The organism is Rhizobium phaseoli (assembly GCF_010668805.1).
GTDB classification, from domain to species: domain Bacteria; phylum Pseudomonadota; class Alphaproteobacteria; order Rhizobiales; family Rhizobiaceae; genus Rhizobium; species Rhizobium phaseoli_A.
In genome coordinates, this window is record NZ_WUFT01000029.1 from 1 (window position 1) to 16,634 (window position 16,634).

The following is a 16,634-nucleotide window of genomic DNA, read 5'->3' on the forward strand; positions in this document are numbered from 1 at the left end:
GGCCGGGTGCGACGGTCATCGACGTCGGCATCAACCGCGTGCCGGCTCCCGAAAGAGGCGAGGGCAAGACCCGGCTGGTCGGCGACGTCGCCTTCGCTGAGGTCTCCGAAGTCGCCAGCACCATCACTCCCGTTCCCGGCGGCGTCGGGCCGATGACCATCGCCATGCTGATGGCCAATACCGTCATCGCCGCTCATCGCGCCGCCGGGCAGACCCCGCCGAAGTTTTGATTGGAATGCCGCCGGGCGGGCTTGCCATGGCGCGAAAGGCTTATATACTCAGGAAATAAATATTCCGTAGAAGAAATAAGAGGGAACGGAAATGGCTCTATCATGGCGTTTCTCCGTGTTAGCGGATCGGCATCGCGCTCTGGGATCGAAGCTTGAGGACTGGAGCGGCATGGGAACCGCCTGGACCTACGACAAGGACATGTCGGAAGAGCATGTCGCGGTCCGCACCAAGGCCGGCATCATGGATGTATCGGGCCTGAAGAAGGTGCATCTGGTCGGCCCGCACGCCATCGCCGTTCTCGACGCCATGACCACCCGCGACCTGACCAAGATCTACCCCGGCCGCTCGGTCTATGCGACCATGCTGAACGAGCGCGGCCATTTCACCGACGATTGCATCGTCTATCGCACCGGCCCGAACGCCTGGATGCTGGTACACGGCTCCGGTTCCGGCCACGAGGAGATCGTCAGGCAGGCGGCAGGCCGAAATTGCGCCGTGCTCTTCGACGACGACCTGCATGACCTGTCGCTGCAGGGTCCGCTGGCGGTCGACTATCTCGCCAAATACGTGCCGGGTATCCGCGATCTCAAATATTTCCACCACATGCAGACGACACTGTTCGGCGCACCGGTGATGATTTCGCGTACCGGCTATACCGGCGAACGCGGCTACGAGATCTTCGTGCGCGGCCAGGACGCCGTCATGGTCTGGGACCGGATCGTCGAGGAAGGCAAGGAAATGGGTATCCTCCCCTGCTGCTTCTCCGTACTCGACATGCTGCGCGTCGAAAGCTACCTGCTGTTCTACCCCTACGACAATTCGCAGATGTATCCCTTCGCCGATCAGCCGCCCGGCGACAGCCTGTGGGAACTCGGCCTCGACTTCACCGTCAGCCCCGGCAAGACGGGCTTCCGCGGTGCGGAGGAACATGCCCGCCTCAAGGGCAAGGAACGCTTCAAGATCTTCGGCATGCTGATCGATGCCGATGGACCCGCCGATCTCGGCGACGAGGTTTTTGCCGACGGCAAGAAGGTTGGCGTCATTACCTGCCCGAGCTATTCATCGCTGACGAAGAAATCCATGGCGATTGCCCGTCTCGACGTTGACAAGGCGGTGCATGGGACGAAACTCGAAGTCCGCGGCAAGACCGTGAAGGCAAGCGCCACCGCCCACACGCTCCCCTTCGACGACCCGGAGAAGAAGAAGAGGACTGCCGTAGGTTAAGGAGCACGCGAATGCTCGTTGCAGGCATCAAGAGCCGACCAGTCTATACGGGCCTGACCATCCAGCCGAACGCCCGGCGGCACATTTTCGCGCTCGAAGGGGAGGGTGCCAAGGCTCTCCTCGACCAGCGGGCAGCACTCGACGAAACCGCCCTCTCCCGCAGCGAAATCCTCTATGTCGCCCGCGGCTCGCAAGGCTCCGGCCTGGACGAGACACTGCGCCACCTCGGCGCCGACATGTTCTTCACGGCGCCGACGATCGCAACACTGCTCTTCCGATTGAAGGGCTCGCTTGCCACCGCCCATATGGGCACCCGGCTTTATATAGCGGGCACGGAAGGCTTCATCGGCCAGGCAATGCTGGTGGCGCTCGATTACGGCATGGACCACGCCTCCGTCATCACCGAACACCGCGGGTCGCTCGCCAGGCGCGTGCAATGCGTCCATTGCAAGGGCACGACCGACGACGTCACCGCCAGTCCCTTTACCTGCAGCCATTGCGGATTGACGCTTCTGGTGCGCGATCATTATTCGCGCCGGCTCGCCGCCTTCCAGGGCGTCAATATCGATGCGGAAGAACCGGGCAGCGCGCCCCACCCCGAGGAGTTGTTTCTTTGAGCGGCGGCACAGAAATTCCCGTCCGCGTGGCGCGGATCACCCCGATCGCCGAACGCGTCAAGCGTTTCCGCTTCGAGCGCCTCGACGGCAAGCCGATGCCTTATTTTTCCGGCGGCGCGCATATCATCGTCTCGATGAACGATGGCGGCCATATGCGCCGCAACGCCTATTCGCTGATGTCGCCCCCGCATGATTGCGCAGCCTATGAGATCAGCGTGCTGCATGTCGAGGATTCACGCGGCGGCTCCACCTTCATGCATGAGAAGGTCAGCGAAGGCGACGAGTTGAAGGTCAGCTACCCCGTCAACCTCTTCCAGCCGGACTGGCGCGGGCGCAAGCATCTTCTGATCGCCGGCGGCATCGGCATTACCCCCTTCATCGCGATGATGGAGCAGTTCTCACGCGAGGGCGCCAATTTCGAGCTGCATTATGCCATCCGCACGCACGACCGCGGCGCCTATTGGCGGGAACTGCTGGAGCGCTACGGTTCCCATCGCATCAAGATCCATTGCGACGCCGAAGGTGCGGCCATCCCGCTGGCGCGCCTGCTCGACAGCCAGCCGCTCGGCACGCATCTTTATGTCTGCGGCCCCACAGGGATGATCGATGGCGTGTTGAAAACCGGCGTCAATGCCGGATGGCCGGAACAGAACCTGCATTCGGAACGGTTCCTGTCGTCGCTGCCCGGCAAGCCTTTCACGATGGAACTGATCCGCTCCGGCAAGACCGTGAAGGTCGGCCATCACGAAAGCATGCTGGAGGCGATCGAAGCGGCGGGCGTCGACGCACCCTTCCTCTGTCGCGGCGGCGCCTGCGGTCAATGCGAGACGGGGGTCGTTACCTGCGACGGCAAGCTGCTGCACAATGACGTCTATCTGACGAGCGAAGAAAAGGCATCCGGCCGCAAGGTGATGATCTGTGTTTCCCGCTTCGAGGGAAACAGGCTGCATCTCGATCTCTGACGGCATCGGATCAAGCGGAACAAGGAGACCGAACATGGCAATCGCCTTCAAGCAGGAAACCTTCCGGAATGATTTCAGCTACGGCAACAGCCCCGAAAACATACGGCGCTTCCCGTTTCCCTTCGAGCGCGACGAATACATGTATTCCGTCAACATGGAGCCGCATGTGCGCGGCCGGGCGGGCACCGTCTTCGAAAACCTGATCGACGTCGACGAACATTATGTCGCCGAGATGCACGACCGGGCACTGGTTTTGAAGGAGGATCCGCTCCGCTATCAGGCGCTGCCGCACATGATGAGCGCGCAATGGGATACGCTGGAACTGCTGATGGAAGAGCAGGCGGCGGGCAATCCAGACCATTTCACGCTGATCCGCAATGGCGACCAGTGGCGCTGGATCAACCGCCCGCTCGGCATCGACGACAGCTTCACCTTCGGCGACACCTCGACGCTGCCCTATCAGCCCTTCGAATACATCACCCGCCAGGCCCAGGGCGACTTCTGCATCGTCGACCAGCGCGACGGCAATCTGTGGATGGATGCCGGCATGGTAACGACGCAGGCCGACTGGTCGCTCGATTTCGATATCGGCATGAATTTCATGGAATGGCATGGGCCGGTGCCGCTCGCCCATCAGATCGGCGTCTTCGACCGGGCGCTGAAATTCCTGTTGAACCTGCAGCAAGGCAAGCCGACACGGCGGTTCAACTGGACGATGACGATCAATCCGCGGCTCGATACCAGCCCCGAGAATTATCACAAATGGGGTCCGGACCGCACCACGGTGACATCGGGCAATGTCGGCGAGAAGGTGTATCTGCGCGTCGAGCTGCAGAGCCTCTGGCGCCTGCCGCGCTCCAACGCCATCTTGTTCGTCATCCGTTGCTACCTGATGAATATGGAAGAGCTCATCACCGTGCCGAAGTGGGCGCGCCGCTTCCCGCGCGTGCTGAAGACACTGCCGCCCGAGCTCATCGATTATAAGGGCCTCACCCGTTTCCGCGAGACGACGATCGACTGGCTATCCAAATATGACGATGGAACTCCGACCAGCCCCGGCATTTTTCCCGACTGACGCACCGCGATGCACACCAGCACCGCGCATCTTTCAAGCGCGAAAGACACCGTAACACTTTGAAATTTCGTCCTTAAATCGATACCGCATAATCAAGAGGGGAATGCTTCATGACAAGAGTAGCCGTCATCGGTGCCGGTCCTTCCGGTCTGGCGCAGCTGCGCGCCTTTCAATCGGCTGCCCAGAAGGGCGCCGAGATCCCGGAGATCGTCTGCTTCGAAAAGCAGTCGGACTGGGGCGGGCTCTGGAACTATACCTGGCGCACCGGCCTCGACGAATATGGCGAGCCGGTCCATGGCAGCATGTATCGTTACCTCTGGTCGAACGGTCCGAAGGAATGCCTCGAATTCGCCGACTATTCCTTCGAGGAGCATTTCGGCAAGCCGATCGCTTCCTATCCGCCGCGCGCCGTGCTCTGGGACTATATCAAGGGCCGCGTCGAGAAGGCGAATGTCCGCCATTGGGTGCGCTTCAGCACGCCGGTGCGTATGGTCCGCTTCGACGAAGCGACGAAGAAATTCACGGTGACGGCGCATAACCGCGTCGAGGACCGGATGTATGACGAGGAATTCGACTATGTCGTCGTCGCATCAGGTCACTTCTCGACACCGAACGTGCCCTATTTCGAGGGTGTGAAGACCTTCAACGGCCGCGTCCTGCATGCTCACGATTTCCGCGACGCGCTGGAGTTCAAGGGCAAGGATATTCTGCTCGTCGGCCGCAGCTATTCGGCCGAAGACATCGGCTCGCAATGCTGGAAATATGGCGCGAAATCGGTGACGACGAGCTACCGCTCGAAGCCGATGGGCTTCAAATGGCCGGAGAATTTCGAAGAACGGCCGCTGCTGACGAAGCTCGAAAACCGCACGGCGCATTTCCTCGACGGCTCGACCAAGGACGTCGATGCGGTCATCCTCTGCACCGGCTACCAGCACCATTTCCCCTTCCTGCCGGATGATCTCCGGCTGAAGACCGCAAACCGCCTCTGGGCCGACAGCCTCTACAAGGGGGTGATCTTCGATAAGAACCCGCAGCTCTTTTATATCGGGATGCAGGATCAGTTCTATACGTTCAACATGTTCGACGTGCAGGCCTGGTGGGCCCGCGATGTGATGATGGGCCGCATCACCCTGCCGCCGGAAGAGGAGCTGAAAGCCAATTTCGATATGTGGCGGGCCCGCGAGGAGACGCTCGAGGATGCCGAACAGATGATCTGGTATCAGGGCGATTATGTGAAGGAACTGCTTGCCGAGACCGATTATCCCTCCTTCGACATCGAGGGCACCAACCGGACCTTCATGGAGTGGGAACATCATAAGGCCCATAATATCATGGGCTTCCGCGACCATGCCTATCGATCGCTGATGACCGGCACCATGTCGCCGAAACACCACACGCCCTGGGTCGAGGCGCTCGACGATTCCAAGGAGGAATATCTGCGCAACTGACCAGACGGCGAGTGCTTTGCCGGGCGAAGGTATTCGTACACTTTCGTCCGGCATAGTATGACCGGCGCCTTTTGAAACGAGCCGATATGAATCCATCCGCAACTCTTCTCTTCTTATGTGGCCTTCATGGATTTCCAAACGAGCATTCTCGGACGCATGAACGGCTTTCTCTATCGCTGCCGTGCCGATGAAAACTACACGATGCTTGAGATGACCGACGGCATCGAGCGCATCTTCGGTTATCCCCCCGACGAAATCGTCGGCAACTGCACGCGAACCTTCACCTCGATCATGTACGAGGAAGACGTGCCTTTGATGGACGAAATCGTCGGCCGGGCGCTGGACAAGCGCGTGGACTGGACGATGGAATATCGCATCCGCCATGCGATGGGTCATCTGATCTGGGTGACAGAGACCGGCGGCGGCATCTGGGACCAGAAGGGCGAGCTTCTCTACCTCGAAGGCAGCATCATCAACATCGAATCGCTTTATCAGCGAATCGACGAACGAACCGCCGACATGCGCGTCACCGCCTCGAAGACCAACGAGATCCTGCAATCGCTGCGCTATCTGAAGCTGCTTGCCGTCAATGCCGGCATTGAGGCCGCCCGCGCCGGCACCGCCGGATCGGGCTTTGCCGTGCTTGCCGCCGAGATGCGCACGCTCGCCAACTCCTCCGAGGAGGCCGCGCGCGCCATTTCCGAGGCGCAACGCAAGGCGGAAGGCTGACGGTTTGCCCGGCCCACAAAATAATTGGCGCCGAGGTCGAAGGCTGGATCGTTAACCGTCCTATGCCTTTGTGATATTTATAAATACTTTCAATGATTTGCTGCATTTTTCGGGTGAAAAATCCTATCTCATTGTGGGGAATGTTAAGGCCGCGTTAACTTTTTGTTAACCATAGCCGCGCTAGACATGGTCAACGATTTCTTCACATAGATGACCAAAGTGCTAACAGACGCTCGCTCTATCCGCATCAAGGGCCGCTCTTTCCTCGCGGTCATGCTGTCCCCGGATCTTCCCATCGATGATTGGTTGATCCGGCTGGACGATCTGGCTGCACGTTCGGCAGGCTTCTTCCTCGGACGGCCTGTCGTGCTCGACCTGACGGACCTGCAAATCGACCGGCCGCAGCTGAAGGACCTGATTGCCGAACTTGCCAAGCGCAATGTCAGCATCATGGGCATCGAGGGCGCACGGCCTTCCATGCTCGGAACGGGCATGCCTCCGGCGCTCAAAGGCGGCCGCTCGGCTTCCGACATCGAGGTTCAGGCGAATGAGCCTGCCGACCCGGTTGGGAAACAAGCAGCGGCAGAACCCCGTCCGGCAATGCAATCGATCGTCATCCGGGAACCGGTGCGCTCCGGGCAATCGGTGATCTTCCCGGAAGGCGACGTCACGGTCATCGGATCGGTCGCCTCCGGCGCGGAGGTCATTGCGGGAGGATCGGTCCATATCTACGGGGCGCTGCGCGGTCGCGCCATGGCGGGATCCATCGGCAACGCATCGGCGCGGATTTTCTGCCGCAAGCTCGAGGCCGAGCTGGTTGCAATCGACGGCATCTACAAAATGGCCGAGGACATGGCCTCCGATCTTCGCGGACAGGCTGTTCAGCTTTGGCTGGAAGACGACGCGATCATGGCCGAGAAACTGATCTGACGACAGCGCCGCGCGTTTTCATCAGATGCGCAAAGGACGCTGAGACACTTCGAATTACTGCGGCAAAGGAGAGAGACATGGGGAAAGTGATCGTCGTCACGTCAGGCAAGGGCGGGGTCGGAAAGACGACCTCGACCGCCGCATTGGGAGCGGCGCTGGCGCAACGCAATGAAAAAGTCGTCGTCGTCGATTTCGACGTCGGCTTGCGCAATCTCGACCTGGTCATGGGCGCCGAGCGCCGGGTCGTCTACGACCTGATCAATGTCATCCAGGGCGACGCCAAGCTTACCCAGGCGCTGATCCGCGACAAACGGCTGGAGACGCTGTTCCTGCTGCCGGCCTCGCAGACGCGCGACAAGGACAATCTGACGGCCGAGGGCGTGGAACGGGTCATCACCGACCTGAAGCGCTATTTCGACTGGATCATCTGCGACAGCCCCGCCGGGATCGAGCGCGGCGCAACGCTTGCCATGCGCCATGCCGATGTTGCCGTTGTCGTCACCAACCCGGAAGTCTCGTCGGTACGCGATTCCGATCGCATCATCGGCCTGCTGGATGCCAAGACCGCCAAGGCCGAACGCGGCGAGCGGATGGAAAAGCACCTGCTTCTCACCCGCTACGATGCCAACCGCGCCGAGCGTGGCGACATGCTCAAGGTCGACGACGTCCTGGAAATCCTGTCCATCCCGCTGCTCGGCATCGTGCCGGAAAGCATGGATGTCCTGCGGGCGTCCAACATCGGAGCTCCGGTCACGCTGGCAGAAAGCCGCAGCCCGGCTGCAATGGCCTATTTCGATGCCGCCCGCCGGCTCGCCGGCGAGTTGGTGCCGATGGCGATCCCTGAGGAAAAGCGCAATATTTTCGGCAAGATCTTCGGACGGAGGGCGGCATGAATATTTTCCGTCTTTTCAACAAGCAGAGAACCGCACCGGCCGCTCGCGAACGCCTGCAGGTGCTTCTTGCCCACGAGCGCTCTTCAGCCGGGTCGGACCTGGTCACGCTGCTGCGCGAGGAAATTCTCGCGGTAATCGCCAAGCATGTACAGCTCGACCACGACAAGGTGCAGGTGACGATCGATCGCAACGAATACGTCTCGACGCTCGAGATCGATGTCGAAATCCCGTTGAATGCAGCCGTGCAGGCCGCTTGAATGAGGGCGCTGCCTGTTGTTACGACAGGCAGCGCTGACAATCACGACTTTCTGGCTTTTCGATTGGCGTAACGCAGGTCGCGTGCGGCCTTTCGGGCGGCTTCGTCGGCAATGACGCGAGCGATCCGGTCTTTGTCAGCCGCTTCGCGCGCATCGGCGTCGGCACGGGCTTCGGCCTCGGCGGCCGCCTGACGTTCAGCTTCTGCGGCTTGAGCCCGCTCCAGTTCCTCACGCTTTACCCGCTCCCGCTCGGCGCGCCGTTCTTCCCGGGCTTCGGCGACGGCTTGACGCTCCGCCTGCTTTGCGAGCCGCGTGGGTTCTGCCGCATCCTTGGCGGTACGAAACGCATTGAGGAGAGCCGCCTTGGCTTCGGAAGCGGCGCTGCGACGATCGGAGAGCTCGTTGTTTCTGGCGTGTTTCAAATCTCTTACCTGACTGTTTAGACTGCGACGTTAGAGCATGACGCCGAAACCGGTGAGGCTTTTCGGATGACCCTATGCTCTATTTCTCGATTTGGATCCGGACAGTATTATGCCAATCCGGCGTGAAATCATCTAGATCTTGAATCACATTTTCTTTTTTCGCTTCACAGCCGGGGTTGCGGCCGCCATCGAGCGATCCTGCAATTCCTTGGCTTCACGGGCTTCGCGCAATCTCAAGGTCTTTTCCTCGCGGGCGCGCACGGTCTGATCGATCTCTTCCACCGCGCGGCTACGCGCCAAGAATTGCGATTGTGCGTTTCCGAAAGCGATCTCCGCCTGCTGGCGTGATTTGCTGTGTGTATCTGACATATTCGTCCTGGATTTCATTTAAGCGCCGCACGTCACTTTAAGCAAAGGACGGTGGAACGCTTGGAATTGCTGCGTCATTCCTTAAACCGATTCCGATTTAAGGAATGATGCAGTGTTCGCTCAGCGAACGCAACAAAAAGGCCAGGCAACTTGCCTGACCTCGCCGTTATCACGCTTTCAACAGTGCCAGTACATCCGTGGTCAAAGGAAAGCAGATGTCAATTTAAGCAGCTTGAAGATTGCAAGCGGACATTTTGCCCGACTTGTTATCGCGCTCAAGCTCGTAGCCGATCTTCTGGCCTTCGACGATTTCGCGCATGCCGGCGCGCTCGACGGCCGAGATGTGAACGAAGGCGTCAGCGCCGCCGTCGTCAGGCTGAATGAAGCCGAAGCCCTTGGTGGAATTGAACCATTTAACTGTGCCAGTGGTCATAACAAACCCTTTCATAGCAATTGACAGGCCGCACGTGCGAGATGCACGACGGATGATAATCTCGATTTTGAAGAGGGAAGTTCGTCCAGGGCACGTTGTCGGCGTGCGATAACAAAAGTCAAACAAGCAATATCGACAAAGCGGATATAATCATTGAACTCGAATTTGTCAACTTTTAGTTCTTTGAAACTCGCTATTCTCTAGATGGTTGTATCTCGACGGCATTACACATCGCCGCAGAGCCGGCTCTTCTCCTGTGGTATCGGGCCGCACGCTTACGCAAAGGCCGGTCGGGCCGATGTTGGGCAGCAGAGAGCCGCTGCCCAACTCGGAGGAATGATGATCAAAGTTTGATGCAGCTACCGTCCGGAAAACTGGATCTGTGGGATCGGCTGACCGTTCCTTATAGCGGCAGTTGCAGCGGCCATTCCCTCCGCGCCATCCTTGGTGTCGAGGATGCCAGCGGTGACTTGGAGGGTAATGACGTCTGCGGCCGACACACCGCCCGACGACCAGGCCCGGATAAGCGAGCGCATCTTCCCGTAGGCGAGGGTCGGTCCGTTCGCGAGGCGCTGCAGGAGATCGTCCGTGACCTTTTCCAGTTCGGCGTCAGGAGCCAGGTGGGTTGCGACACCCAGATCCAACGCGGCCTTGCCGGATATCATCTCCGAGAGCAGGACCAGGCGCGTGGCGCGCGCACTGCCGACGCGATCGGCAAGTCGCTGCACTCCGCCGGTCATGGGAACCCCCCCGACCATTCCCTCCGGGAAGAAAAGGTGTGCCGACTCTGCCGCCACGAGAAAATCGCATGCGAGAAGCAGTTCAAAACCGCCGCCCAGCGCCATTCCGCTTACAGAGGCAACCGTCGGTATCGGCAATTCCTCAATCGCGCGCAACGAAGCCAAAACATCGGCGGCGAACGCTTCCAGGAATTTCGATCCCTTGCCTCCAATGTCACCCGGGTTATCCGCAATGGCGAAGCTGCCGGACGCGGACGTCACGTGAAGAACGCGGATGTCGCTCTCGTATGCCTGGCGCACGCCAGCCCTCAGCGAAGAGGGATAATCGGCTCCCGGCTCGCTGGCCGCGTCGCCGAGCAAGATCAGCTTGCCCACCATACCATGCTGCTCGAAACAGAACGAACTCATGTCTTATCTCCTGATTTACTGACACTTATAGCCAGGCAGGCAGAACGCCTGCTACAAAACAGCTGGGTACCGCACACCACACTTGGCGTCGGCTACCGAGCCAGTTATGTTACGTAGATTACAGAATGGTGGTTGGCAATGGCCCGTCCTCGCGCGTTCGAAGAAAGTGAAGTGCTGGATCGCGCGGCGGACGTGTTCGGCCGCCATGGCTATGACGGCTCAACCATGGCGGAGCTGACGGCCGCGATGGGCCTGAACTCACCCAGCATCTACGCCGCCTTCGGAAGCAAGCGCGGGCTCTTCGACGCCGTTCTCAGGCGCTGCGGCGCTCGCGAGGACGAGCACTGGGCATGGGCGCTCGCCGCGCCGACGGCCGAAGGGGTCGTCAAACGCTTGCTGACGACCGCGCCGGAGCAGACGTCGAGCCGCGTTCTCGTCCATGCGGGCCTGGCGATGGGCGCAGAGAATGCAGACATCCCGCCTGCGCTGCTGCATCGCCGCCAATCGGCAGAGCTGAAACTGCGAGACCGGTTCGAAGAAGCGAAGCGGGCGGGCAACCTCCCGGCAGAGGCTGACGCCTCACGGTTGGCGAGCTACGCAACGGCGGTGCTCGGCGGCCTCGCCATTAAGGCCGCCGGCGGGGCACCGCACGGCGACCTGCGAGAGGCTGCCGAGCAGGCCGTAGCGGCGTGGCGGGCAATCAGTGACGTCGCAGCCGCCACGAATATGGGGACAGGGGGATCGCCGCCGGCGGGGGAGCGAAGCCGCGACCCACGAAGGTTTAGCGCAGATGCGGCACTCGATGCTGCCATGAAGGTCTTCTGGACCAGAGGTTTCACCGGCGCGTCGCTCAGTGATCTCACCGAGGCGATGGGGATCACCCGCCCTAGTCTCTATGCCGCATTCGGCAACAAGGAAGCCCTCTTTTTCAAAGCTCTCGACCTCTACCAGTCTCTTCGGAAAGACTACATGACCGAGGCGCTCCAGACCCCGACGGCGCGGGGCGTTTTCGAAGCACTTCTCAGGGGAGCGCTACGCGACCAACTGGACGAGGAGCAACCGCGCGGCTGCCTGATGGTTCTTAACGCGATGCAGGGAGGTGACGAGGCTCAGGCGATCCGCAACGAGGTCCTCAGGCGCCAGGCCATCGGGCGCGAACTGCTCGCCGCAAGGTTTGAGCGGGCCAAAAGCGAGGGCGACCTGTTGCCGACGGTCAATGTCGACGGTCTAGTGCGCTTCGTCCAATCCCTGATGCACGGCATTCTCACGCAGGGAGGGGCCGGCGCAAGCCCAAGCGAGCTGGAGGCGCTCGTTGAGAGCAGCCTGACCATGTGGACAGCGTCCGCAGATTTATCGCTCGGTAAAGATTAGGCAATCGAAGGGCTGCCGGTATCTTTACCGATCGGTAGGAGGCCTAGGTGGACACATCATCGCGGTCTCAGGACCCAATCTGCGACACCAGCCTCGAATGCATGCATTACGAGCGCGGGCGTGTCTTCTGCGGGTCGTAGTGCGAAAGCGGCACGATTGTCGCCGGCAGGCGTTTCTGGTGGCCGTCGAGCTTGCCGATTTCGACCTCGGTGCCGGGACTTGCATGCGTGACGTCGATGCGGGCGAGCGCGATCGTCTTGCCGAGGATCGGCGAGCGGGTGGCGCTGGTGACGACGCCGACCTGGGCGCGGCCGATATGAACGCAATCGCCGTGGCCGACGGCCTCGTTGGCTTTGACGTCGAGGCCGACGAGCAGATGGCGCGGGTGTTCCTTGCGCCGGATCAGCGCGTCGCGGCCGATGAAATCGTCCTGTTTGGATTTCAGCGGCACGGTGAAGCCGATGCCGGCCTCGAACGGGTCCGTCTGGTCGGTGAATTCGTGATGGGCGAAGATCAGGCCCGCCTCGATGCGGACCATGTCGAGCGCCTCCAGCCCCATCGGCTTCAACCCGTGCGGCTGCCCCGCCTCCCAGACCGCGTCGAACACCGTCAACGCATCCTTCGGATGGCAGAAGATTTCGTAGCCGAGCTCGCCGGTATAACCCGTGCGCGAGACGACGACCGGGGCGCCCTCGAAACCGCCGATGCGGCCGACAGTGAAGCGGAACCATTCGAGCTCACCGATCGTCGGCTGACGCGGCGCCGTCCAGATGATCTCCTTCAGGATATCGCGGCTCTCCGGGCCTTGCAGGGCGATATTGTGCATCTGGTCGGTCGAAGAGCGAACCCAGGCCTTGAAGCCTTTCTTTTCGGCCTGCTGACGCAGCCATATGCCGCTGAAATCATCGCCGCCGATCCAGCGAAAATTCTTGTCGCCGAGGCGGAAGAGCGTGCCGTCATCGATCATGCCGCCGTTTTCATAACACATGGCGGAATAGACGACCTGGCCGGTCGACAGTTTGCGCACGTCACGCGTCAGGCAATATTGCAGGAGCTCCTCGGCATCCGGCCCCGTCACCTCGAACTTCCGCAAGGGCGAGAGATCGATGACGGCGGCATGCTCGCGGCAGGCCCAATATTCCTCGACCGGTCCTGCGGCGGAAAAGCGGTTCGGCAGCCAGTAGCCGCGATATTCGGCGTAATCGCGCGTCAGCGTCGACAGCCGGGGATGGAAGGCGGTTTCGCGCGTCAGTTCGGCGTCGGCGTCTGGGGTCATACGATAGGCCACCGCTCGTGAGAATTTTTCTTTTCCGGAAAAGGTGCGGACATGGATATCCGTCGGATCCCAGCCGTTCGCCGCGTCGATATCGTCGGGGCAGGACGAGGAGACGCAGACGAGATCGGTCAAGGCCCGCATCAGCACGTAGTCGCCGGGGCGCGACCAGGGCTCGTCAAGATAGAGCTGGTTGTTGTGGTCGATATTGGTGTTGTAGAAATAGTTCAGCGCTTCCCAGCCCTTGCGGCCGGCAATGCCGTAAGGCGCCAGCGCTGCGTTGAAATTGTCCGTGCAGTTGACGTGGCCGGGATAACCCATGTCGTCGTAATAGCGCGAATTGCAGGCGGTCGCGAAAGCATCGTGGCGCCCGACTGTATCCTGGACGATTTCGACCAGCGGCTCGAAGTCGCGGTCGAAGGCCTTGGAGGGCAGGCCCGGCATCGGATAGCTGCGGCTGAGCAGCGTGCGGGTCACCGTCGAATCCAGCGCGAGATCGAGGCCCTTGTCGACCTTGCGGGCGGCGAAAGCCTGGAAATCGGTGCACTGGCGCCCATAAACATCGATGATCTGGATGAACTCGCCGGCACGCACGAAATAGGCCGCGGCGGTCGCCGCCCGGGTGCGGATATCCTCGATGGGGTCGGCAGCCGGTTCCGGCAGGGCGGAGGCATAATCGCGGATCAGCAGGCTGCGCTTGATCCTGATCTCGATCGGCGTCGCCGTATCCTGCGCCTCCGGCGACATGGCACCGGCCGGTGCCGCGACGATCAGCAGACCCTTCATGGAAATCGTGAAATCCGCCCGGCTGCCCGGGCTCGATCCCGTCCCGAAGATGCGGAGCGCTCCGGCCGAGGCAAGATCGGCGCCGCGCCGCTCAAGCGCTGCGCGCGTGCGGGAAGCACTCTCATTTTCCCCTTGAAGAATGGCTTTCAAACCTTCGGCTGCATTGCTGAATCCCGTTCCGAGACCCGCCGCCAGGAAGCGTCCCTTTTCGTTGAGGAAAGAGACCTCGCAAACCTGTCCGCCCTCGCTGTCGATGACGGTGACGCAGTCGCCCGGCTCGACGCGCACCACGACCGATCCGCCGCCTTTTGCCCTGTAGCGCTCCGTTCCCTTCGGCAAGGTGGGAATGCCGGGATAGAGCACGAGGCTCGCAGCCGCCGGCCGCAGGTCCGTCATAGCAGGATGAAGTTCTCGCATTCTGCCCTCATGGGAGGATCGGCATGCCCTCTGGGCACCCACCCATATAGGTTACAAAATGGCGGAGGAAAGTAAAGTCGAGTTGACTAAAAAGAAAATATCTTCACTATGTATCAAGGGCTGAGACTCGGGAATCCGTCGGGAACACGGATCGCCAAAATCATCCGGGCGGGCTTGAGACGGTCAGGGAGACACGTTCAGGGAGACGTACAAAGATACGTCCGGGAACAAATAGAATGGGAAATTTCACCGATGACAGATGTTGTGGAGGCCGGAATTTCATCCGGCACCGAAGGTAAGCTTGTACGCGCGCTCGACTGGAAGGGCGCATTCTGGGTGGCTGCGGGCGTGCCGCCGCTCGTTCTTTTCTCCATCGGCGGCATTGCGGGCACGACGGGCAAGCTCGCCTTCCTCGTCTGGATCATTTCGATGGTGATGGGTTTCCTGCAATCGTTCACCTACGCCGAAATCGCCGGCATGTTCGCCAACAAATCCGGCGGCGCCTCGGTCTATGGCGCCACCGCCTGGCTGCGGTATTCGAAGTTCATCGCGCCGCTGTCGGTCTGGTGCAACTGGTTTGCCTGGTCGCCCGTGCTGTCGCTCGGCTGCGCCATCGCCGCCGGTTATATCCTCAATTCGTTCTTCCCCATCCCGGCGGCGGATTCGCAGATGGTCCTCGACTGGATCTCCGCGCATGCCGCTTCCATCACGGCCGATAGCCCCCGCGTCGCCGAATATATTGCCGCCCATGCCGGCACGACGCCGGATGACGCCGTCAAGGCGTTGCTGAGCACCGACGGCGTCGCCGCGCTGACGCCGTGGATTCGCAGCTGGTCGCTGGTCAGCTTCGGCATTCCCTTTCTTGCCACCGCCAACATCAACGCCACCTTCTTCATCGGCGGCATCCTGATGCTGATCATCTTCGCGATCCAGCATCGCGGCATCTCCGAGACGGCCAGCGTGCAGAAGTGGCTGGCGATCATCGTGCTGGTGCCGCTGCTGATCATCGGCCTCTACCCGATCGTCAGCGGCCATATTGTTGCCGCCAACGTTACCGGCCTGGTACCGCCGACAGCCGCTTATTCCGGCGCCGACGGCACCTGGAGCAATGGCGGCTGGACGCTCTTCCTCGGCGGTCTCTATATCGCCGCCTGGTCGACCTACGGCTTCGAGACCGCCGTCTGCTACACCCGCGAACTCAAGAATCCGAAGACCGACACTTTCAAGGCGATCTTCTATTCCGGCCTTGCCTGCTGCCTGTTCTTCTTCCTGGTGCCCTTCGCTTTCCAGGGCGTTCTCGGCCACGCAGGCATGCTCGCCCCCGGCATCGTCGACGGCACCGGCGTTGCCGAAGCGCTCGGCGGCCTGATCGGCGCCGGCCGGGTCGTCACCCAGTTGCTCGTCGTGTTGATGATCATGGCGCTGTTCCTCGCCATCATGACGGCGATGGCTGGTTCATCGCGCACGCTCTACCAGGGCTCGAAGGACGGCTGGCTGCCGAAATATCTCGATCACGTCAATGAAAACGGCGCCCCGACACGGGCGATGTGGACCGATTTTGCCTTCAACCTCTTCCTTCTGGCAATCGCCTCGGATACCGGCGGCTACTTCTTCGTGCTCGCCGTGTCGAATGTCGGCTACATCATCTTCAACTTCCTGAACCTCAATTCCGGCTGGATCCACCGGATGGACTCCGGCCATATCGAACGGCCGTGGAAGGCGCCGACCTGGCTGATCGGTCTCAACACCGCGCTTGCCTTCGTCAATGCGCTGTTCCTCGGCGCCGGCGCCAAGGTCTGGGGTTATTCCAATGCGCTCTGGGTCGGCTTCATCTTCGCCGCCCTGATCCTGCCGGTCTTCGCCTATCGCCACTATGTGCGTGACGGCGGCAAGTTCCCGGCAGGCGCGATGGAAGATCTCGGCCTCGTCGGCCAGGATCTCGGCGTCAAGAAGGCCGGCATGCTGCCCTATCTGGCACTCGCCGCCGGTCTGGCGATCGTCCTGACCGCCAACGTGATCTTCCAGCTTCCGGCTTAAAGTGCCTCCCAA

General features: G+C 60.9%; 16 protein-coding genes and 1 pseudogene. 12 read left to right on the plus strand and 5 right to left on the minus strand.

Translation table 11 applies throughout. The features are described from left to right. The 10 genes and pseudogenes from GR197_RS29065 to minE form a co-directional block, all read left to right on the plus strand. Positions 1-230 (plus strand): annotated as a pseudogene (locus GR197_RS29065) (bifunctional methylenetetrahydrofolate dehydrogenase/methenyltetrahydrofolate cyclohydrolase); the annotation flags it as partial. Positions 231-321: 91 nt separating this feature from the next. After that, a complete protein-coding gene (locus tag GR197_RS29070; RefSeq protein WP_164015900.1) occupies positions 322-1,455 on the plus strand; it encodes an aminomethyltransferase family protein in 1,134 nt (377 codons plus the stop codon). An 11-nt stretch (positions 1,456-1,466) separates the two neighbouring features. Further along, on the plus strand, positions 1,467-2,072 hold the full coding sequence (locus GR197_RS29075; protein WP_164015902.1) for a dimethylamine monooxygenase subunit DmmA family protein: 606 nt from the start codon (positions 1,467-1,469) through the stop codon (positions 2,070-2,072). Beyond that, the gene (locus GR197_RS29080) at positions 2,069-3,034 is read left to right on the plus strand and encodes a PDR/VanB family oxidoreductase (RefSeq protein WP_164015904.1); all 966 of its coding nucleotides are present in this window, start codon (positions 2,069-2,071) and stop codon (positions 3,032-3,034) included. Before GR197_RS29075 ends, GR197_RS29080 begins: the two co-directional genes overlap by 4 nt. Positions 3,035-3,068: 34 nt before the next feature. Continuing rightward, a complete protein-coding gene (locus tag GR197_RS29085) occupies positions 3,069-4,109 on the plus strand; it encodes a heme-dependent oxidative N-demethylase family protein (protein ID WP_164015906.1) in 1,041 nt (346 codons plus the stop codon). Positions 4,110-4,219: 110 nt separating this feature from the next. Then, on the plus strand, positions 4,220-5,557 hold the full coding sequence (locus tag GR197_RS29090) for an NAD(P)-binding domain-containing protein (protein ID WP_164015908.1): 1,338 nt from the start codon (positions 4,220-4,222) through the stop codon (positions 5,555-5,557). Between the two features lie 126 nt (positions 5,558-5,683). Continuing rightward, the gene (locus GR197_RS32695) at positions 5,684-6,286 is read left to right on the plus strand and encodes a methyl-accepting chemotaxis protein (protein WP_164015909.1); all 603 of its coding nucleotides are present in this window, start codon (positions 5,684-5,686) and stop codon (positions 6,284-6,286) included. Positions 6,287-6,496: 210 nt separating this feature from the next. Continuing rightward, positions 6,497-7,216, plus strand: a complete 720-nt coding sequence (gene minC, locus GR197_RS29100) for a septum site-determining protein MinC (RefSeq protein ID WP_164015911.1) — start codon at positions 6,497-6,499, stop codon at positions 7,214-7,216. 77 nt (positions 7,217-7,293) lie between these two features. Further along, positions 7,294-8,109 (plus strand): septum site-determining protein MinD, encoded by an 816-nt coding sequence (minD, locus tag GR197_RS29105; protein ID WP_007627974.1) that lies wholly within the window; start codon positions 7,294-7,296, stop codon positions 8,107-8,109. Continuing rightward, entirely contained in the window at positions 8,106-8,366 is a 261-nt protein-coding gene (gene minE / locus GR197_RS29110; RefSeq protein WP_003548116.1) for a cell division topological specificity factor MinE, read from the plus strand. Before minD ends, minE begins: the two co-directional genes overlap by 4 nt. Positions 8,367-8,407: 41 nt before the next feature. Here the strand turns inward: minE and GR197_RS29115 are convergent, their stop codons facing one another. From GR197_RS29115 to GR197_RS29130, 4 genes are all read right to left on the minus strand, one after another. After that, positions 8,408-8,788, minus strand: coding sequence for a DUF6481 family protein (locus tag GR197_RS29115; RefSeq protein ID WP_164015913.1), 381 nt, complete (start codon positions 8,786-8,788; stop codon positions 8,408-8,410). A 144-nt stretch (positions 8,789-8,932) separates the two neighbouring features. Then, a complete protein-coding gene (locus tag GR197_RS29120; RefSeq protein ID WP_164015916.1) occupies positions 8,933-9,157 on the minus strand; it encodes a hypothetical protein in 225 nt (74 codons plus the stop codon). A gap of 223 nt (positions 9,158-9,380) precedes the next feature. Beyond that, positions 9,381-9,590: a cold-shock protein gene (locus GR197_RS29125; RefSeq protein ID WP_003548109.1), complete on the minus strand. Its 210-nt coding sequence runs from the start codon at positions 9,588-9,590 to the stop codon at positions 9,381-9,383. 359 nt (positions 9,591-9,949) lie between these two features. Then, a complete protein-coding gene (locus tag GR197_RS29130) occupies positions 9,950-10,738 on the minus strand; it encodes an enoyl-CoA hydratase/isomerase family protein (protein ID WP_164015917.1) in 789 nt (262 codons plus the stop codon). A 138-nt stretch (positions 10,739-10,876) separates the two neighbouring features. On the opposite strand from GR197_RS29130, the gene GR197_RS29135 reads away from it, so the two are divergent. Then, a complete protein-coding gene (locus GR197_RS29135) occupies positions 10,877-12,109 on the plus strand; it encodes a TetR/AcrR family transcriptional regulator (protein ID WP_164015919.1) in 1,233 nt (410 codons plus the stop codon). A 106-nt stretch (positions 12,110-12,215) separates the two neighbouring features. On the opposite strand, the gene GR197_RS29140 is transcribed toward GR197_RS29135, so the two are convergent. Further along, positions 12,216-14,585, minus strand: coding sequence for a DUF1989 domain-containing protein (locus GR197_RS29140; protein ID WP_164015921.1), 2,370 nt, complete (start codon positions 14,583-14,585; stop codon positions 12,216-12,218). Positions 14,586-14,837: 252 nt separating this feature from the next. On the opposite strand from GR197_RS29140, the gene GR197_RS29145 reads away from it, so the two are divergent. Then, positions 14,838-16,622: an APC family permease gene (locus GR197_RS29145; protein WP_164015923.1), complete on the plus strand. Its 1,785-nt coding sequence runs from the start codon at positions 14,838-14,840 to the stop codon at positions 16,620-16,622. The last annotated feature ends 12 nt before the right edge of the window (positions 16,623-16,634 follow it).

What these genes read in the sequence shown, in the direction of transcription:
- GR197_RS29070 (WP_164015900.1), top strand. Translation starts at nt 322, where the DNA reads ATGGCTCTATCATGGCGTTTCTCCGTGTTAGCGGATCGGCATCGCGCT.
- GR197_RS29075 (WP_164015902.1), top strand. Translation starts at nt 1,467, where the DNA reads ATGCTCGTTGCAGGCATCAAGAGCCGACCAGTCTATACGGGCCTGACC.
- GR197_RS29085 (WP_164015906.1), top strand. Translation starts at nt 3,069, where the DNA reads ATGGCAATCGCCTTCAAGCAGGAAACCTTCCGGAATGATTTCAGCTAC.
- GR197_RS29090 (WP_164015908.1), top strand. Translation starts at nt 4,220, where the DNA reads ATGACAAGAGTAGCCGTCATCGGTGCCGGTCCTTCCGGTCTGGCGCAG.
- GR197_RS32695 (WP_164015909.1), top strand. Translation starts at nt 5,684, where the DNA reads ATGGATTTCCAAACGAGCATTCTCGGACGCATGAACGGCTTTCTCTAT.
- minC (WP_164015911.1), top strand. Translation starts at nt 6,497, where the DNA reads ATGACCAAAGTGCTAACAGACGCTCGCTCTATCCGCATCAAGGGCCGC.
- minD (WP_007627974.1), top strand. Translation starts at nt 7,294, where the DNA reads ATGGGGAAAGTGATCGTCGTCACGTCAGGCAAGGGCGGGGTCGGAAAG.
- minE (WP_003548116.1), top strand. Translation starts at nt 8,106, where the DNA reads ATGAATATTTTCCGTCTTTTCAACAAGCAGAGAACCGCACCGGCCGCT.
- GR197_RS29120 (WP_164015916.1), bottom strand. Translation starts at nt 9,157, where the DNA reads ATGTCAGATACACACAGCAAATCACGCCAGCAGGCGGAGATCGCTTTC.
- GR197_RS29125 (WP_003548109.1), bottom strand. Translation starts at nt 9,590, where the DNA reads ATGACCACTGGCACAGTTAAATGGTTCAATTCCACCAAGGGCTTCGGC.
- GR197_RS29130 (WP_164015917.1), bottom strand. Translation starts at nt 10,738, where the DNA reads ATGAGTTCGTTCTGTTTCGAGCAGCATGGTATGGTGGGCAAGCTGATC.
- GR197_RS29135 (WP_164015919.1), top strand. Translation starts at nt 10,877, where the DNA reads ATGGCCCGTCCTCGCGCGTTCGAAGAAAGTGAAGTGCTGGATCGCGCG.
- GR197_RS29140 (WP_164015921.1), bottom strand. Translation starts at nt 14,585, where the DNA reads ATGCGAGAACTTCATCCTGCTATGACGGACCTGCGGCCGGCGGCTGCG.
- GR197_RS29145 (WP_164015923.1), top strand. Translation starts at nt 14,838, where the DNA reads ATGACAGATGTTGTGGAGGCCGGAATTTCATCCGGCACCGAAGGTAAG.